Below are 17,259 nucleotides of genomic sequence, written 5' to 3'. Positions count from 1 at the left end.
CTGCCATGTTGACCCTAGAACTGGATGCATTAACCACCACCGCTTTGGCATTACTGCTGCTTGGAGCGGGATCTTTCCTGAAAAAACGCAGTTATTGGCTTACTCAACTTTGCGTACCTGCACCGGTAATCGGTGGTTTTGGTTTTGCCTTGCTGGTGTGGTTGTTGCGTAACCAAGAGTTGTTGAGCCTGAAGTTTGATACGGCTCTGCAAACGCCCTTGATGGTCGCGTTTTTCACCACGGTAGGGCTCGGTGGCAGCCTTGGGTTATTGCGTCAGGGCGGTAAGATTTTATTTGTCTATCTAGGAGCCTGCTGGTTTCTGGCGTTGCTGCAAAATGCTTTGGGTGTGGGCGTCGCCAGCCTGTTGGGTATAGACCCGCTGCTAGGGTTGATGGCTGGCGCAGTCTCTCTTGAGGGCGGTTTTGGTGCTGCAGCAGCATTTGGTCCTGTGGCTGAAAGCCTTGGCGCGCAGGGCGCAACCACTGCCGCGCTGGCTGCCGCAACATTCGGCATGGTGGCGGGTGGTCTACTTGGGACACCTATTGCGCGCTGGTTGATCGAGCGCAAAAAACTGGCTGTTGTGACCGAGCAAGTAGGCGCGTTAGGCGCACTGAACTCGGGCGCGCAGGAGCCAGTTCAAGCTTTGGATGCACCGACGCTATTGCGGCTGTTGGCCTGCATTTTGGTAATCATGGTGCTGGGCTTCTGGCTTGGTAGCGCCTTGAACGATCATCTAGGCATTGTGCTGCCGAGCTATGTAGGTGCAATGTTTGTCGCGGTTCTGCTGCGCAACCTGAATGATCGTGCACGGATCATCGAGATTCCTGATTCGGCCATCAGCACTGTCGGTGATGTGTGCCTGGGTATTTTTCTGACCATGGCGATGATGAGCCTGAAGTTCTGGGAGCTGGAGCAACTCGGCTTGCCGCTGCTTGGCATCTTGGTCGTGCAGATTGTGGTGATGATCTTGCTGACGGTATTTGTGCTGTTTCGCCTGTTGGGCGGGAATTATGATGCGGCGGTATTGTGCGCTGGCTTTATGGGGCATGGCCTTGGGGCTACACCAAATGCGGTCGCGAACATGGGCGCAGTCTGTGAGCACTACAAAGTGTTCTCCTACAAGGCCTTTATCATTGTGCCGCTGTGTGGCGCGGTGCTGATCGATATTGTTGCTATCCCGCTGATAACCTGGTTTCTCAACGCCTTCGCCGCCGTCTGATCGGTGCATCAGTCACAGTCGCGTTATTGATACGCCCATAAAAAATGCCGCTGAAATCAGCGGCATTTTTAGTTGCAATGAACCCGGTTAACCGCCGAGATAGGCATCGCGTACTTTTGGATCGTTGAGCAGCTCTTCACCGCTGCCCTGCATGACGATACGACCGTTTTCCAGTACGTAGCCACGATCCGCCAGTTTCAATGCTTGGTTGGCGTTCTGTTCAACCAGGAACACGGTCACACCGTCTTCGCGCAGTTGTTCGATGATATCGAAAATCTGCTGAATGATGATCGGCGCCAGGCCCAGTGAAGGTTCATCGAGCAGCAACAGCTTCGGCTTGCTCATCAGCGCGCGGCCGATGGCAAGCATCTGCTGTTCGCCACCAGACATGGTGCCGGCGCGTTGCTCAAAGCGTTCTTTCAGGCGCGGGAACAGGTGCAGCACCTTATCCATTTGCTCCTGAAAATCAGCTTTATCAGTAAAGAATCCACCCATGGCCAGATTTTCTTCCACCGTGAGGCGGGCGAACACCCGGCGGCCTTCCGGAACCACGGCAATGCTTTTGCGCATGATGTCTGGCGTTTGCATGCCAACCAGCTCTTCACCCTGATACCGGATGCTGCCGCTGGTGGCTTGCGGGTTGCCGCACAGGGTCATCAACAGGGTTGACTTGCCTGCGCCGTTGGCGCCAATCAGGGTCACAATCTCACCCTGACGGACTTCAACGTTAACATCGTGCAGTGCCTGGATCTTGCCGTAGAAGGTCGAAACGTTTTCGAAATAGAGCATTACGCTTCCCCCAGATAGGCTTTGATTACATCCGGGTTGTCGCGGATCTGCTCCGGCGTTCCGTCTGCCAGCGGTGTTCCCTGGTTGATCACGAAGATGTGGTCAGAGATGCTCATCACCAACTTCATGTCATGCTCAATCAGCAGCACGGTGACGTTGTGTTCGTCGCGCAGCATGCCGATCAGTGCCTTGAGGTCTTCGGTTTCCCGAGGGTTCAGGCCTGCAGCTGGTTCGTCGAGCATCAGGATGCTTGGACGAGTCATCATGCAACGGGCGATTTCCAGGCGGCGCTGCTGACCGTAGGCGAGGGTGCCTGCGGGGCGGTTGGCGAATTCGGTCAGGTTGACCTGCTCCAGCCAATGCGCAGCATAGTCCATGGCCTCGCGCTCGCTTTTGCGAAATGCCGGTGTCTTGAACAGGCCTGCGAAGAAGTTGGTATTGAGGTGACGATGCTGCGCCACCAACAAGTTTTCAACCGCGGTCATGTCCTTGAACAAGCGCACGTTCTGAAAGGTGCGCACTACGCCTTTACGGGCAATCTTGTGGCCTGTCAGGCCCTCAATTTGCTCGCCATTGAGGCGCACGCTGCCGCTGGTTGGCTGGTAAAAGCCAGTCAGACAGTTGAAAACGGTGGTTTTGCCAGCGCCGTTAGGGCCGATCATCGACACCACTTGTTTTTCATGAACGGTCAGATTCACACCGTTGACGGCCAGCAGGCCGCCAAAACGCATGGATAAGCCGCTTACTTCCAGAATCGGGCGGCTCATTGTTTCAGCTCCAGGTGTGGGCGCTGCATGGGCAGCAAGCCCTGCGGACGCCAAATCATCATCAAGACCATCAGGGCACCGAAGAACAACATGCGGTACTCGCTGAATTCACGCATCAGTTCCGGTAGCAGGATCATCACGATCGCGGCGAGAATCACCCCGAGCTGAGAACCCATGCCGCCGAGAACCACGATGGCGAGGATGATTGCTGACTCAATGAAAGTGAACGACTCTGGTGTCACCAAGCCCTGGCGAGCGGCAAAGAAGCTACCAGCAAAACCCGCAAAGCAAGCGCCCAGGGTAAAGGCGGAGAGCTTGATGATGGTTGGGTTCATGCCCAATGCGCGGCAAGCGATTTCGTCCTCCCGCAGCGCTTCCCACGCGCGGCCAATTGGCATGCGCAGCAGGCGGTTGATCACGAATAGCGTCAGCAGCACCAGTAGCAGGGCGATCAGATACAGGAAGATAACCTTGTTGATCGACTGGTAAGCAGTGCCGAAGTACTCGTGAAAGGTTTGCATGCCTTCGGCTGCTCTGCGATCGAACGACAGGCCAAACAGGGTTGGTTTATCGATGTTGCTGATACCGTTCGGGCCGCCTGTCAACTCGGTCATGTTACGCAGCAGGATGCGGATAATTTCACCGAAACCGAGCGTCACAATTGCCAAGTAATCACCGCGCAAACGCAGCACCGGGAAACCGAGAATAAAGCCGAAGAATGCCGCCATCAGCCCTGCAATCGGCAAGCATACCCAGAAACCCAGGCCGTAGTAATACGACAACAGAGCGTAGGTGTAGGCGCCAACCGCGTAGAAGCCGACGTAACCCAGATCGAGCAGGCCAGCAAAGCCCACCACGATGTTCAGACCGAGGCCGAGCATCACGTAGATCAGGATCAGGGTGGCGATATCCACTGCACCACGGCTGCCAAAAAACGGCCATGCCAGCGCCACCATTACCAAGCCAAGAATAATCCAGCGCTGGGTCGAAGGCAGGGTAATGAAGTTAGTCGCTTTGCTCGGAACCGTTGGCAGTTTCGGGGCATGTGACCATGCTGCGCTGATCGGGCCGCGAAATAGTTGCCAGAAGAACATCGCAATCGTACAGCCAGCAATGGTCCAGAGAACCGCTGGGCTGGCGTTGTGGACTTCGAGCTTGATACCAACAGTCGTCAGCTTCAGCCCCAACACCGGATAGGCAACAGCCAATACCAGCAGGGCGCTGAAAAATGCTGTCTTGAGGTTTTTGGTAATTGCCGAACTCATACTTTTTCAACCTCCGGACGACCCAAAATGCCAGTCGGGCGGAACAGCAACACCAGCACTAACAGGCTGAATGCCACAACGTCTTTGTATTGGTCGCCAAAAATATCTGCGCCAAATGCTTCAGCAACACCCAAGACCAAGCCACCCAGAACCGCGCCAGGAATACTGCCAATACCGCCCAGTACTGCTGCGGTGAAGGCCTTGATGCCAGCGAGGAAGCCCAGGTGCGGGTTGATTACGCCATATTGCAAACTCAACAGTATCGAGGCAACCGCTGCGAGAGCCGCGCCAATTACGAAGGTCAGGGCGATGATGTTGTTGGTGTTGATACCTAGTAGGTTGGCCATCTTCAAGTCTTCAGCGCAGGCGCGGCAGGCGCGGCCCAGGCGGGAGCGGGAGATGAACCAGGTAAGGCCAATCATGACCAGGAAGGTCACAATGAAAATCAGCACTTGCATGTACGAGATAACCACGCCGTTCATGCTGTTTTCGCCGAACACGAAATTGCCAGGAAGCAGATTGGGAATGGCTTTGTCTTTGGAGTCCTGCGCAAGAAGTACTTCGTTTTGCAGGAATATCGACATACCAATTGCCGAAATCAGGGGGATCAAACGGTTGCCACCGCGCAAGGGCCGGTAGGCGACACGTTCAATACTGTATCCATAAGCACTGGCGACAATGATGCTGGCAGCAAATCCTGCAATCAGCACAATGGGCAGGCTATGGATGCCAAACATGGCGAGACCGGCGACTGCGATAAACACCACGTATGAGCCAATCATATAAACCTCGCCGTGGGCGAAGTTGATCATGCCGATGATGCCGTAGACCATGGTGTAGCCAATAGCAATCAGGGCATAAGTGCTGCCAATGGTCAGACCATTAACCAGCTGTTGCAGGTAGTGATAAAGATCAGGCATTGCCTAGCTCCTGGGTCGTTGCGTAATGCATCGCTTGTGGCGCCGCGCAAGACCGGGATTCTTCTGATAAACAAAGCCCACTGCGGCTGCAGTGGGCTTTGGGTTAGGACAGTGAGGCTTATTTAGCTTCGGTTTTTGTACCGTCCTGGTGCCATTCGTAGACCACGAAGCTGAAGTCCTTCAGATCGCCCTTCTCGTCGAAGGAAAGGTTGCCGGTTGGCGTCTTGAAGCTGTTGGCGCGCAGAGCAGCTGCAACTTTGTCGGTGTCAGTGCTACCGGCTTTCTCGATACCACCGGCAATCACTTGTACCGCTGCGTAAGCAGGGAATACGAATGGACCGCTTGGGTCTTCGTTTTTGGCTTTGAAGGCTTCAACCAATGCCTTGTTGGCTGGGTCCTGATCGAATGATTTCGGCAGGGTAACCAGCAGGCCTTCGGAAGCAGGACCAGCGATTGCAGAGATCTCTTTGTTACCCACGCCTTCTGGACCCATGAACTTAACTTTCAGGCCTTTTTCAGCAGATTGGCGCAGCAGCAGACCCAACTCTGGGTGATAGCCACCGTAGTAAACGAAGTCAACACCAGCTTGCTTGAGCTTGGAGATCATCGACGAGAAGTCTTTGTCGCCAGCGTTGATGCCTTCAAACATGCCGACTTTGACGCCTTTGGCTTCCAGAGTCTGCTTAACAGCAGTGGCAATGCCTTCACCGTACTGTTGCTTGTCGTGGATTACCGCAACGTTCTTCGGCTTGATGTGGTCAGCGATGAAGTTACCCGCGGTTGGGCCTTGCAGGCTGTCCAGACCGATAGTGCGGAAGATCAACTGATAACCACGTGCAGTGATTTCAGGGCTGGTCGACGCAGCGGTAATCATCAGAATGCCTTCGTCTTCGTAAATGTCCGAAGCAGGCTGAGTGGAGCTTGAGCACAGGTGACCGACAACAAACTTAACTTCATCGTTAACAATTTTGTTAGCAACAGCAACGGCTTGTTTTGGATCGCAAGCGTCGTCATAGACCACACCTTCGAGCATCTCGCCGTTTACGCCGCCTGCTTTATTGATCTGCTCAATAGCCATTTTAGCGCCGATGAACTGCATCTCACCGTACTGGGCTACAGCGCCAGTAACTGGACCTGCCAAACCGATTTTGATTGTGTCTGCAGCCATTGAGTAGCTTGCAACGCCAGCCATTGCCATCGCGGCGAACAGTTTGGAAATCTGCTTAGTTGCCTTTTTCATAATGCTCCACTCTTGTGTTTTTAGTTGTTGTAGTTCTTACGGCCAAAGCTGCAGAACCGAGTTCTATTCCTCGGTCGTACCCCTAGCAACTGTACCGGTACAGTGTAGAGCGCTGATTTGCGCCTTGAAAAGCCGGAAGCAGGGGGCAAAGCACGAAGATGTCGCTTAAATATAAGAAATGTATAGAAAAACGGCGTGCCTTGGCTTCATTTCATGACGTCAGGCAAACTTGCCTGCCAGCATGCCGACGTTATCATGATGGCAATCAAAAATCGGCTAAAAAATAGGCACAACCATGACAGACCAACCTAGCACCCTCTATGCCAAACTTCTTGGGCAAACAGCACCTATTGACTGGCAAGAGCTACAGCCTCATTTTGCCAAGGGCGCTTTGTTGTGGGTTGAGCCAATCCAGGATTTGATTGAGGTTGCGCAGGCAGTGGTCGAGAATGACACCGCCAAGGTGTCGGGCTGGTTGTCTGCGGGTCTTGTTACTAAAATGACCGACGAGCAAGCTGAAAGCGTATTAACCCGCGATCCGCAGTTGTGGGCCGTGGTCGTTGCACCTTGGGTGCTTGTGCAAGAACGCATGGACGCACCAAAAAAGCGCTGAACGGTCGCATCGACTCAGTGGTCGTACCCATTTAGATGCATGATTAATTTTTTTACATGGAGTAGCAAAATGTTTGAGCCAGGGCACGTACATCGCACTAAGCAAAGAGCCTCGAGCGATATCCCGGAATTCAGTGTCGATATTTACTATGACGTGCATCGTGATGAGAATTTCAAGCCAATTCTCTGCATGCGCATGGCTGGTAACGTGAGTGGCTCTATGTTTGAAGAGTCCTTTGAGCTGCCACGTGAAGAGGCATTTAATTTTGCCAGTGTCATTGGTCGTATCGGTAAAAAATACGGAGTGCCTGGCAGCGAAGGCCTGATTGCACGCAATCACAATGATTACGACCGGATGTACGCCGACATCAAAGCCAAGCTAGGCGTGCCGGTCGAGGTGCTGGAACCCGAGATAGTCGAGGAGGCAGTGCCGCCGGTTTCCAAATATACCGAGGGTCATCTGCATCGCGCCAACAAAGTCGCCAGAGATGGTTGCCCGGTTTATTCTCTGGATATGTATTACGACGTTCGCCAAGATCCGGTTGAAGGGCCGATGCTTTCTGTGCGTCTTGTTGGTAACTGCAATGGCAAGGACTTCGAGGAGAAGTTCGAATTGCACCGCGACACCGCTTATAACTTCAGCAGTGTGGCAACACGGGTCGTAGCCAAGCACGGTATTCCGGTCAACAACGGCCTCATCATGCGTCGTCACAAAGAGTACGATTTGATGTTTGCCGATATCCGCGAAAAGCTGCAGCTACGCAGTGGCGAAGCGATTGATCTTCAGAATCTGGCCAAAGACGGCCTGTAACTGCATGGGTTGGCGCTGGGTTATTGGCTGACCCAGCGTTGACGTGCCCAGGCGCTCAGCGCGTCGACCCCCAGCACCAGCACCAGCATTGCCAGAATCACCGTCGCCGCTTGTGCCTCCTGAAACAAACTGAGGTGGAAGTAGAGCATCTGACCCAAGCCACCCGCACCGACAAAGCCCAGTACGCTGGCCATGCGAATATTGTTTTCCCAGCGGTACAGGGTGTAGGCGATCAGTTGCGGCCAGACTTCCGGAAGCGTGCCGTAGCAAAATGCGGCAGCTCGCCCGCCACCGGCAAGGCGAATCGCCTGTGCAGGTTCATCACTGACATTTTCCAAAGCTTCGGCAAATAACCGGCCGAGCACTCCCGCCGTGTGTAGCGCCAAGGCCAGCGTGCCAGCATTGGGGCCCAAGCCTGCAGCTAACACCACTAATGCCGCCCACACCAGTTCAGGAATCGCGCGTAATGCATTGAGCAGCAGGCGGCTGAGGCTCATGGCGAGCAGACCAAAGCGCCCGGCAGCTGGAAGTGCCAGCAGCATACCCAGCAGCGCTGCCAGCAACGTACCAATTGACGACATTGCCAAGGTTTCCAGTGCGCCTTTACCAATAGCGCGCAAGTGTGAGGGATTAAAGTCCGGGCTGAAAAAACCATTGGCATAACTGGCCATCTGGCTCAAGCCATCACCGGCAAACAGGGTTGTCAGGTCAATATTCAAGTAACTGAACGAGGCGAATACGGCGCCCAGCAGCAGAGCCACCAAGCTGTAATTGAGCAGGTACTTCATTGCAGCCTCGCTCTCAGCAATCTGCTCAATTGGTCAGCGAGAAGCACCAAGAGCAAAAAGGTCAGGAGCATGCTGGCGACTTCCCCACCGGCGAACATGCGCAGTGACAAATCAATTTGCTGGCCAAGTCCGCCAGCCCCGACGAAACCCATGACCACCGATGCCCGCACAGCGCACTCCCAGCGGTACACCGTGTAGGAAAGCATTTCGGCCGAGGCGTTGGGCAACACGCCATAAGCGAATGCCATCAGCCTTGGGCTGCCAGCCACCAGCAAGGCGCGGGCAGGGCGAGGGTCAACTGATTCGAAAATTTCGGCGTAAACCTTACCGAGCATGCCGCTGTAAGTAATGGCAATGGCAAGGACGCCCGCAGTGGGCCCTAGACCTACAGCGCGCACGAACAATAATGCCCAGACCACTTCGGGGACACTACGTAGCACAATCAGCACGCCACGGACCGGCCAGCGCAGGGCCAGTGACCACCAAGCCGGGCGGCCATTGCGGTGTGCCGCCGAGAGCGACAAGGCGCGAGTGGCCAGCAGCCCACAAGGAATCGCCAGCAACAGTGCCAGCGCCATACCAGCGGTGGCGATTGCCAATGTTTCAAGGGTGGCGCGCAATAGTATCTGTAGAAACTCAGAGCCATGGGCAGGCGGCCAGAAACCGCTGAGAAAATTGCCCATGGTCTTGCTGTTTTCAGCATCGAACAAGACCGCCAAATCAACTTCACTTAGCTTGATTCCAGGCCACAGCACAATTACTGCGAGCAGGCTTAGCGCCAGGCGTGGCAGAAATGCGGGGTCGCGTAGAGCAGGTTTCAACATCGTGGAATCTGCACCACAGTCGGTGTGGGCGCGATAATCTCGGGCGCGGACTGTAATTTCTCGTTGGCGTATAACGCGTCCAGTTGCTCGGGGCTGATCTCATCGCTTGGCAGGTCAAAGACGATGCGTCCGGCGCGTACTCCAATCACCCGTGGAAAATGCGCCATGGCTAAGTCGACCGCATGCAGGCTGGCGAGCAGAGTCACCTTGCGCGCAGCGGCTTCGTGGCTCAAAACACTGAGTGTATGGTCAGCAAGCACGGGGTCCATGGCTGACACCGGTTCATCGGCGAGAATTAATTGCGCACCTTGATACAACACTCGGGCGATGCCGACTCGTTGTAACTGGCCACCTGAAAGCTGGTCGCAGCGTTCAAACAGTTTGTCGGCTAGGTCCAGGCGTGCCAAAGCGGCTTGAGCGCCAGCGATGTCGACGGGGTAAAACAGATTGAGCAGGCCTTTAAACAGTGACCACTGGCCGAGCTTACCGGCGAGAATTGCGGTAACCACACGCTGACGTGGCGGCAATGGCGGCGCTTGATGGATCAAACCTATACGCGCACGCAATCGTTGACGCTGGCTGGCACCGAGCGCCCACGGCTGTTGTTCAAGCAGGCTGATTTCGCCAGTGCTCGGCTGTAGGCTGGTCGCAAGCAGGCGCAGCAGGGTGGTTTTGCCAGCGCCAGAAGGGCCGATGATGGCGACGCGCTCAGCCGCCTTGATCGTCAGATCAATATCACTGAGCGCAACCTGACCATTGGCGTGGGTAAGTCCCACGCCTTGCAGCGTTAAAGTCACTTCAACAGGCCAGCGGCGCGCGCTGCTTCCTCGATCCCTTCATAGTTTTCAGGCTTGGTTTCGATGAAACGGCTGGCCGCTTGCAGGTCAAGAATGGCTTTCTGTTCAGGCACTGCTGGATCGAGCTCCAGAAATGCTGCTTTGATCTTGGCTTGTAGCGCCGGATCAAGGGTGCCGCGCACAGTCCAGTTGTAATCAAAGTAGGTGGGCGTGGTGGCGATTACTTTGACTTTACTGGTGTCTACCTTGCCGCTGGCAACCAGTTTGTCCCAGACCGAAGCATTGAGTACGCCGCCGTCTGCTTTACCAGCCTGGACCCAGGCGGCTGTTGCGTCGTGGGCACCCGAGTAAGCAATGCGGCTGAAGAACTCTTCAGGCTTGATACCGTCTTGCAGCATGAAGTAGCGCGGCATGAGGCTGCCAGATGTTGAAGATACGGAGCCGAAAGCGAAAGTTTTGCCTTTAAGGTCTTTGATCGACTTAACCGCTGGGTCGGCGCTGATGAACTTGCTGGTGAACTGAGCATCCTGTTCGCGCTGAACCAGCGGCACGGCATTGCCGGTTTTCAGGCGTGTTTGCACAAAAGTGAAACCACCTAGCCAAGCCATATCGAGGCGGTCAGAGGCGAGTGACTCAACCACCGCGGCGTAATCGGCCACCGGTACAAACTCAACCTTCATGCCCAGTTTCTGCTCAAGGTATTCGCCCAGCGGTTTGAACTTACGTAGCAGCTCAGTTGGGGCTTCATCAGGAATCGCGGAAACGCGTAAGACGTCAGCAGCGTGACTGCAAACGGTAGAAATAGACAAGGCAATGCCTGCGGCGAGCGCAAGAGTACGTTTGAACATGACGGGTTCTCCGGTTAAATAGCGGGGAAAGCGAATTAATTATACGGGTAAAGCTGGATGCGAAGCATAACCCGCCAACACTTGAGCCATGCATAAATGTTTGATTGACGGGGAACAGCGTTAATTTGGCGCGATGAAAGACCTTGCTGCTTAGTTTTCTGGCTGCGCCCAGACGGCAAATTCATTGCCGCTGGGTTCCGTAAAGTGGAAGCGGCGTCCGCCCGGAAAGCTGTAAATATCTTTAACGATTTTTCCACCTGCTGCGCTGACTTTTGCTTGTGTGGCCTCAAGGTTTTCACTGAACAGTACAATAAGCGCGCCGCCGTTGGCGCTGGTCGAGTGCTGCTCGGAGGTGAAGAATCCTCCGTCCAGACCTTGGTCGGAGAAGGCCACGTAATCGGGGCCGTAATCGACAAATGTCCAGCCAAAGGCTGCATTAAAAAAAGCCTTGGTGGCGGCTAGGTCCTTGGCAGGAAACTCGACGTAATTGATCTTTTCATGCGCAGGCATCTTCAACCCTCTCTGTGTCGTGGCGAGTTCTGGTTAAGTTATAAATTGCAGTATCAGCGTAGACCAAGCACCCAGGGTACTTTTGTTCAATCCTTCAGGCTACGCACTGCTTAGGGTTGAGCCTCTTACATAGTCGTTACGTGAGGGGTGGATATGAGTGTTTGGTTGTCGATGGCGGCGTTTGCGTTAGCCAGTTCAATTTCACCGGGGCCTGTGAATATCATTGCCCTTAGCAGCGGTGTGCAGTTTGGTTTGCGTGCCAGCTTACGGCATGTCACCGGAGCAACAATTGGCTTCACCCTGCTGTTGGTTTTGACCGGGCTGGGCTTGCATAAGGTCTTGCAGTTGTGGCCGTTTCTGACTGAGCTGATCAAGTTGGCTGGCGTTGCCTTTTTACTGTTTATGGCATTCAAGTTGGCGACCGATAACGGCAAGTTGAATACCGCACAAAAGGGCCGAGCGCCATCGATGCTTTATGGTGCAACGTTGCAATGGCTTAATCCCAAGGCCTGGATGGCCTGCGTCGCTGGCATGGGTGCGTTTGTGGCTGACGGCGATATGCAACAGATAACTGAGTTCTCAACCATCTATTTTATCGTCTGCTACCTGTCGATTGCCTGTTGGGCGGTGGCTGGGACTTTCTTGCAGCAGTATTTGAGTTCACCAACGGCCATGCGCGTGTTCAATCGTTTGATGGCAGCGCTGCTGGTGCTGTGCTGTGGTTATTTGTTGTTGGTTTGATCAGCCCCGGTATTGCCCGGGAGTGGCGGCCAGAAACTGTTTGAAGGTGCGTTGCAGGTGAGCCTGGTCGGCAAAGCCTGCAGCTAACGCCGCGTCGACAATCAGCTCGCCGCGCTTAAGCAGACGTTGCGCAAGTTGTACTCGCTGGTTGGTCAGGTATGCGTGAGGTGTCATGCCGAAATGCCGCCGGAAAGCGCGAATCATGTAAGAGCGCGATAGGCCAGCAGCGTCACATATCTGTTGCAGGCTCAAGGGTTGCGCGCAGTTATCGCGGATAAATGCAGCTGCCAGTTCAAGCTTTGCATGGGGCAATTCAGGTTCGTTGACTGTGCCATCCTGTGGCGCGAGGGTGCGGTCCATTAACTGGAAGAATGCCAATGCAGCAGTTTGTTTGATTTCAGCTGAAAGTGAGGTGTCGAGCAGCCTGTCATAGAACTGATTGAAGGCGTTATACAGTGTTGGTGAAATGCTCAGAACCGGTTGGTAGGCTTGAAATTCCCCAGACGAATGATGGCGCACCGAGGCTTGTACTCCGGCCAGCCATTGGCAATCGACATAGAGCATGCGGTACGACCAGGGCTGCTCATCAATCGGGTTGCAGGCATGCACCGCTTGTGGGTTCATGAGCACGCTTACGCCTTGGTGAATCGCTTGCCGCTGTTCGCCATTGATGTAAGTACAGGCCCCGGAAGTAATCACCCCGATGGAAAAGTGTGCATGGGCATGTAGTGCATAACAGACCTTGCGCCCATCAATAATTGAGCGTGCCTCAATAGCTGGCAATGCAGGGTCTCGCCAGAACTGGGGCACGCAATTAGTCATTTCAGTTACTCTTTGATCGCGGCAACGACGGAGATTTCAACCAGCAACTCCGGGCTGGCCATGCTCGCTTGCACGCAGGCACGGGCTGGGGCAAAACCGCTTGGGACCCAGTTGTCCCACACGCTGTTCATTGCTGCAAAGTCGCTCATATCTTTGATATAGATCGTTGCCGAGAGGATGTGCTCACGATCGCTGTTAACCGATTCCAGCAGTGCATCAACCTTGGCCAGCATGGTCTGGGTTTGGTGCTCAATACCCGCTGTGCGGTCTTCGGCAACTTGGCCGCAGAGATAGGCCGTATTGTTATGAACGACAACGCGGCTCATGCGTGCGGAGGTTTCTAAGCGAGTGATGCTCATGGAAGTCCCTTGGTCTTTTGACAGTGAAATGGGCGCAGTCGCAATATGCTGCGGCTTACTATGCCCGAAAGACCATAGTCTAATCAGCTAGCGGCTGAATGACGACCATGCTTTGAGTTTAAGATAGCCGCATAACCTTGGTCACAACTGGAGTTGATGATGTCTGCTGGTATACCCGCTTTAGCTTTTGCCGGAATTGGCCTGATGGGCCTGCCGATGACGCGTCGCCTGCTGGCGGCGGGTTATCCATTGACTGTGTGGAATCGCTCACCTGATAAATGCCAGCCGTTGATCGAACTGGGCGCAGCTTCAGTGGATCAACCGGCGCAACTCTGTGCCAAGGCTGACATCGTCATGTTGTGTCTGGCCAATACCGATGTGGTGCGTGAAGTTGTGTTCGGTCCGGGCGGCGTCGTCGAGACAGCAAGACCGGGCCAGCTGTTGGTCGATTTTTCCAGCCTTGATCCCGCGCAAACCCGGGAAATGGCTGCTGAGCTTGAGCGTCGAACAGGTATGCGTTGGGTTGATGCGCCGGTCTCCGGTGGTACCGCTGGCGCAGAGGCTGGCTCGTTGGCAATCATGGCCGGCGGTGCCCACGCTGACATCGAGCAGATCAGGCCGGTGCTGGCTCATCTCGGCCAGCGCCTCACGCGCATGGGCGATGTGGGCGCGGGGCAGGTGACCAAGGTCTGCAACCAGATGATCGTTGCCTGCAACGCCTTGGTCATTGCTGAGGTCGTTGCCTTGGCTGAAAAGTCAGGGGTTGATGCTAGCTTGATCGCACCGGCACTAGCCGGCGGTTTTGCAGACTCAAAACCCTTGCAGATTCTTGCGCCGCAAATGGCCGCGAGCGAATTTGAGCCAATCAAGTGGCATGTACGCACACTGCTTAAAGATTTGGATACTGCGGTGCGGGTCGCTCAGCAGACAGGATCAGCAACACCGGTAACAGGTTTGGCCGCGCAGCTGATGCGTTTGCATGGCAGCCAAGGCAATCTGGAAAAAGATCCTGCTACCTTGGTCCAGCAATACCGCGAGGAAACAACATGAAAATCTGCGCCAATTTATCCCTGTTATTCACCGAATTGCCCTTGGTTGAGCGCGTGGTTGCGGCCAGTGCAGCTGGCTTTGATGGCGTTGAAATCCAGTTTCCTTACGAGCTCCCAGCCATTCGTCTGAAGGAAGCGCTTGAAGCTGCAGGCATGCCATTGCGCGTGATCAATCTGCCAGCAGCAGATTTGATGACAGGAGGCTGGGGGTTGGCGGCGGTGCCTGCGCGTCAGGCAGAGTTTGATCAAGCGCTGGAAACTGCTCTCAGTTACGCGGCGATGGTGCGGCCAGCCTTGGTTAACGTGTTGCCAGGGCGATTGGCTGATGGTGTCGAACGCGAGCTCGCATTGCACACCTTGGCCGCCAACCTGCGCAAGACTGCCGACTCCTTCGCTTTACTGGGCATTGCAGTGGTCTGCGAGGCGGTCAATACCACGGATATGCCCGGTTTTTTGATCAACAGTTCTGAGCAACTGCGTGAGCTGCTGGACACGGTTGATCATGCCAATTGTGGTGCACAGTATGATTTTTATCACATGGCAATGCAGGGTGAAGATATCAGCGCGGGTATCCAGCGCCTGAAAGGGCGTATCGGGCACGTGCAGTTTGCTGATTGCCCTGGCCGTGGAGCTCCAGGTAGCGGGGCGGTGGACTTTATCAGTGCATTGGAAACGCTCAAATCCAGCGGTTATGACAGCTGGATTGGGGCTGAGTACAAACCAGGTGCTCAAGGCACGCAGGCCAGTTTGAGCTGGTTAAATCAGTGGCGCGCCATGCTTGGTCAGGTCTGATTTGCGCTTTCAGATAGATGCCAGTTGTGACCTTCGCTATTGGTTACACACAAAGCTGTTTTCTGTCGAGTAATCTGACAAAAAGGATAGCAGCTGCTGCATCGGGATCGGCCGGCTGAGCAGATAACCCTGAATGCTGTCGCATCCCAAGTTCCGCAGGAAGCTCAATTGCTCGGGTGATTCCACACCTTCCGCGACGACTTTTAGCTGCAACGAGTGAGCCATCGCGATAATGGCCTGGACAATCTCCATGTCCTCATGCGAGCTGGGGATATCCTGAATAAAAGAGCGGTCGATTTTCAAGGTGTCGATGGGTAATCGCTTCAGGTAAGCCAACGATGAATAACCGGTACCAAAATCATCAATTGATAAGCTGACACCCAGCGCGCGGATTTCTTGCAGTAAGTCGACAGCTTGTTCAATGTTGCCCATCAAGGCGTTTTCGGTGACTTCCAGTTCAAGCCGTTGCGCGGCAACCGAGAAATTCAGCAGCGCATCACTGACTTCCTCAACCAGCTCGTTGCGGCCTAGGTTCAGCGCAGAGCAGTTGACTGCAATTTTGACTTGCTCGTGACCCGCGTCAGCTAAGAGCGAGAGGTCACAACAAGCGCGGCGCAAGACCCAATTATCCAGTTCAGCGATAAATCCGTTGGCTTCTGCAATACCAATAAACCGGTCTGGGCTGAGCAGGCCGCGTTGCGGGTGCTGCCAGCGCACGAGTGCTTCGAGTTTGCTGAGCTTGCCGCTGTGTAGGTCGAGAATAGGCTGATAGAACAACTGCAGGCCTTCATCACTGCGCAACGCATTGTGCAATTCCTCTTCAAGCAATAGTTCAACACTAGCCTTGGCCTTTAGCTGAGAGTTAAACGAATGCATCTGGTTGCGGCCGCTGCCTTTGGCTTGATAAAGCGCCAAGTCTGCATGTTTGAGCAATTCATCCGGGGTGTCACCATCTTCGGGGAACATGCTGATGCCGATGCTGGTTGTCATCACCATAGAGCGGCCATTGATAACGATAGGTTCTTTCACCGCCAATAGGATGCGCCCGGCTAATACGCGCGCCTCATCTTTAGACTTGAGGCTGGCAAGCACGCATAACTCATCTCCACCGAGTCGTGAGAGTACGTCGTCATTACGTAAGGCTGAGCTAACGCGCTCGGCAATAACTTTAAGCATGCTGTCGCCGATGGCATGGCCCAAGCTGTCGTTGATTCGTTTGAAATGGTCGATATCGATAACCAGTACGCCAAGTGGAGTGTTGTTTTGCTGGTGCTTGAGCAGCTTCTCGGTGAATGCGAGATTTAAACCCCGGCGGTTCAGGTGCTGAGTTAAACCATCATAGTTGGCCGCTTGCTGTAACGATGTGCGGGCGTGATCCAGTTGGTTGAGAAGGCTGTTCATCCGGCTAAAATCACGTTGGTTGATCAGCTGTTGTTTGTCACGGGCCGCTGCAATCAGACTGGCAGCAAACCCAAGCAGTGCCAGGCACGAGACAATCAGCGCCATGTGCGACTCGCCAATGAGCGCGGATGGCGGAGCAACTGTTGCTACGTCCGTGGTTATTGCTTCAATACCTGAGCTGTGAGCGAACTCAATCGCCAGTGCCAGCGATACGCTCGCTGTAATCCGGCTTAGCAGCGATATCGATGGTGTGTGTGCATGCTGGCGTTCATAGCTGAACAGGGCAGCGCAACTGAATACGCAGGAGAGTGTTAACGCAGCCATGACCAACAGTGGCGAATAAAACAGGGCGATCACTTGATCATTTTGGGCAATTGCAAATACGTGCAGAACACCGCTGCTTAGGCTTATCAGCAGTGCTGTCGTCAATAATCGTGCAGGTTTCGCGTGGCCTTCAGAGATGCTCAACATCGCTAAAAAAGCCGAGATAGTGGCAACGCATAACGAACTGAAATTTGCGCTTGCACCCGCAGCAATGTGCGCATGCTCTGCGTCAGGTAACTGATTAATAAAGTGCAGTACCCATGAACCACTGCCTAAGCAGAGCGCGCCGACAATACGCCACAGCCAGCGACTAAGTGGCTGCTGCGCTTGGCGGATGCGCTCAATCACTTCGAGTACGGTGTAGCACGCAATACTGACCA

Annotated in this window: 19 protein-coding genes; 6 read left to right on the top strand and 13 right to left on the bottom strand. The window is 54.5% G+C overall.

Annotated features, from left to right (window positions below; genetic code table 11):
- The first annotated feature begins 5 nt into the window (after positions 1-5).
- On the top strand, positions 6-1,220 hold the full coding sequence (gene gltS / locus ACN0UH_RS00095; protein WP_417660140.1) for a sodium/glutamate symporter: 1,215 nt from the start codon (positions 6-8) through the stop codon (positions 1,218-1,220).
- Between the two features lie 87 nt (positions 1,221-1,307).
- Here gltS and ACN0UH_RS00090 read toward each other — a convergent pair whose 3' ends face one another.
- The 5 genes from ACN0UH_RS00090 to ACN0UH_RS00070 form a co-directional block, all read right to left on the bottom strand.
- Positions 1,308-2,009 carry an ABC transporter ATP-binding protein gene (locus tag ACN0UH_RS00090; RefSeq protein WP_339510615.1) on the bottom strand — a complete coding sequence of 234 codons (702 nt, stop codon included), beginning with the start codon at positions 2,007-2,009 and terminating at the stop codon, positions 1,308-1,310.
- Positions 2,009-2,776, bottom strand: coding sequence for a high-affinity branched-chain amino acid ABC transporter ATP-binding protein LivG (gene livG, locus ACN0UH_RS00085; protein WP_417660139.1), 768 nt, complete (start codon positions 2,774-2,776; stop codon positions 2,009-2,011). Before livG ends, ACN0UH_RS00090 begins: the two co-directional genes overlap by 1 nt.
- Positions 2,773-4,041 (bottom strand): high-affinity branched-chain amino acid ABC transporter permease LivM, encoded by a 1,269-nt coding sequence (locus ACN0UH_RS00080; protein ID WP_417660138.1) that lies wholly within the window; start codon positions 4,039-4,041, stop codon positions 2,773-2,775. The genes livG and ACN0UH_RS00080 overlap by 4 nt, the downstream gene beginning before the upstream one ends.
- Positions 4,038-4,961: a high-affinity branched-chain amino acid ABC transporter permease LivH gene (gene livH / locus ACN0UH_RS00075; protein WP_339486043.1), complete on the bottom strand. Its 924-nt coding sequence runs from the start codon at positions 4,959-4,961 to the stop codon at positions 4,038-4,040. Before livH ends, ACN0UH_RS00080 begins: the two co-directional genes overlap by 4 nt.
- Before the next feature lie 118 nt (positions 4,962-5,079).
- Entirely contained in the window at positions 5,080-6,201 is a 1,122-nt protein-coding gene (locus ACN0UH_RS00070) for a branched-chain amino acid ABC transporter substrate-binding protein (protein WP_417660137.1), read from the bottom strand.
- Positions 6,202-6,496: 295 nt separating this feature from the next.
- Between ACN0UH_RS00070 and ACN0UH_RS00065 the strand changes: the two genes are divergently transcribed.
- Entirely contained in the window at positions 6,497-6,814 is a 318-nt protein-coding gene (locus ACN0UH_RS00065; RefSeq protein WP_417660136.1) for a DUF2288 domain-containing protein, read from the top strand.
- A 69-nt stretch (positions 6,815-6,883) separates the two neighbouring features.
- Positions 6,884-7,624, top strand: a complete 741-nt coding sequence (locus ACN0UH_RS00060) for a DUF5064 family protein (RefSeq protein ID WP_417660135.1) — start codon at positions 6,884-6,886, stop codon at positions 7,622-7,624.
- A 20-nt stretch (positions 7,625-7,644) separates the two neighbouring features.
- On the opposite strand, the gene phnE is transcribed toward ACN0UH_RS00060, so the two are convergent.
- The 5 genes from phnE to ACN0UH_RS00035 form a co-directional block, all read right to left on the bottom strand.
- Entirely contained in the window at positions 7,645-8,412 is a 768-nt protein-coding gene (gene phnE, locus ACN0UH_RS00055) for a phosphonate ABC transporter, permease protein PhnE (RefSeq protein ID WP_417660134.1), read from the bottom strand.
- Positions 8,409-9,236 (bottom strand): PhnE/PtxC family ABC transporter permease, encoded by an 828-nt coding sequence (locus ACN0UH_RS00050; protein WP_417660133.1) that lies wholly within the window; start codon positions 9,234-9,236, stop codon positions 8,409-8,411. The genes phnE and ACN0UH_RS00050 overlap by 4 nt, the downstream gene beginning before the upstream one ends.
- Positions 9,230-10,033: a phosphonate ABC transporter ATP-binding protein gene (locus ACN0UH_RS00045; protein WP_417660132.1), complete on the bottom strand. Its 804-nt coding sequence runs from the start codon at positions 10,031-10,033 to the stop codon at positions 9,230-9,232. The genes ACN0UH_RS00050 and ACN0UH_RS00045 overlap by 7 nt, the downstream gene beginning before the upstream one ends.
- A complete protein-coding gene (locus tag ACN0UH_RS00040; RefSeq protein ID WP_087517695.1) occupies positions 10,030-10,881 on the bottom strand; it encodes a putative selenate ABC transporter substrate-binding protein in 852 nt (283 codons plus the stop codon). The genes ACN0UH_RS00045 and ACN0UH_RS00040 overlap by 4 nt, the downstream gene beginning before the upstream one ends.
- A gap of 150 nt (positions 10,882-11,031) precedes the next feature.
- Positions 11,032-11,391, bottom strand: coding sequence for a VOC family protein (locus ACN0UH_RS00035; RefSeq protein WP_417660131.1), 360 nt, complete (start codon positions 11,389-11,391; stop codon positions 11,032-11,034).
- Positions 11,392-11,544: 153 nt separating this feature from the next.
- Between ACN0UH_RS00035 and ACN0UH_RS00030 the strand changes: the two genes are divergently transcribed.
- Positions 11,545-12,132 (top strand): LysE family translocator, encoded by a 588-nt coding sequence (locus tag ACN0UH_RS00030; RefSeq protein ID WP_417660130.1) that lies wholly within the window; start codon positions 11,545-11,547, stop codon positions 12,130-12,132.
- Here ACN0UH_RS00030 and ACN0UH_RS00025 read toward each other — a convergent pair whose 3' ends face one another.
- A complete protein-coding gene (locus ACN0UH_RS00025; protein ID WP_417660129.1) occupies positions 12,133-12,954 on the bottom strand; it encodes an AraC family transcriptional regulator in 822 nt (273 codons plus the stop codon). It lies immediately after the preceding gene.
- A 5-nt stretch (positions 12,955-12,959) separates the two neighbouring features.
- Positions 12,960-13,313: a RidA family protein gene (locus ACN0UH_RS00020; protein WP_417660128.1), complete on the bottom strand. Its 354-nt coding sequence runs from the start codon at positions 13,311-13,313 to the stop codon at positions 12,960-12,962.
- A gap of 159 nt (positions 13,314-13,472) precedes the next feature.
- On the opposite strand from ACN0UH_RS00020, the gene ACN0UH_RS00015 reads away from it, so the two are divergent.
- Both ACN0UH_RS00015 and ACN0UH_RS00010 read left to right on the top strand, forming a co-directional pair.
- On the top strand, positions 13,473-14,363 hold the full coding sequence (locus tag ACN0UH_RS00015; protein WP_417660127.1) for an NAD(P)-dependent oxidoreductase: 891 nt from the start codon (positions 13,473-13,475) through the stop codon (positions 14,361-14,363).
- Positions 14,360-15,154, top strand: coding sequence for a hydroxypyruvate isomerase family protein (locus ACN0UH_RS00010; RefSeq protein ID WP_417660126.1), 795 nt, complete (start codon positions 14,360-14,362; stop codon positions 15,152-15,154). Before ACN0UH_RS00015 ends, ACN0UH_RS00010 begins: the two co-directional genes overlap by 4 nt.
- 36 nt (positions 15,155-15,190) lie before the next feature.
- Here the strand turns inward: ACN0UH_RS00010 and ACN0UH_RS00005 are convergent.
- The coding region (locus ACN0UH_RS00005) for a putative bifunctional diguanylate cyclase/phosphodiesterase (protein WP_417660125.1) at positions 15,191-17,259 on the bottom strand (2,069 nt) is incomplete at its 5' end.

It is taken from the genome of Pseudomonas sp. (assembly GCF_048265905.1).
Taxonomy (GTDB): Bacteria; Pseudomonadota; Gammaproteobacteria; order Pseudomonadales; family Pseudomonadaceae; genus Aquipseudomonas.
This window is presented reverse-complemented; position numbering and strand designations above follow the sequence as displayed.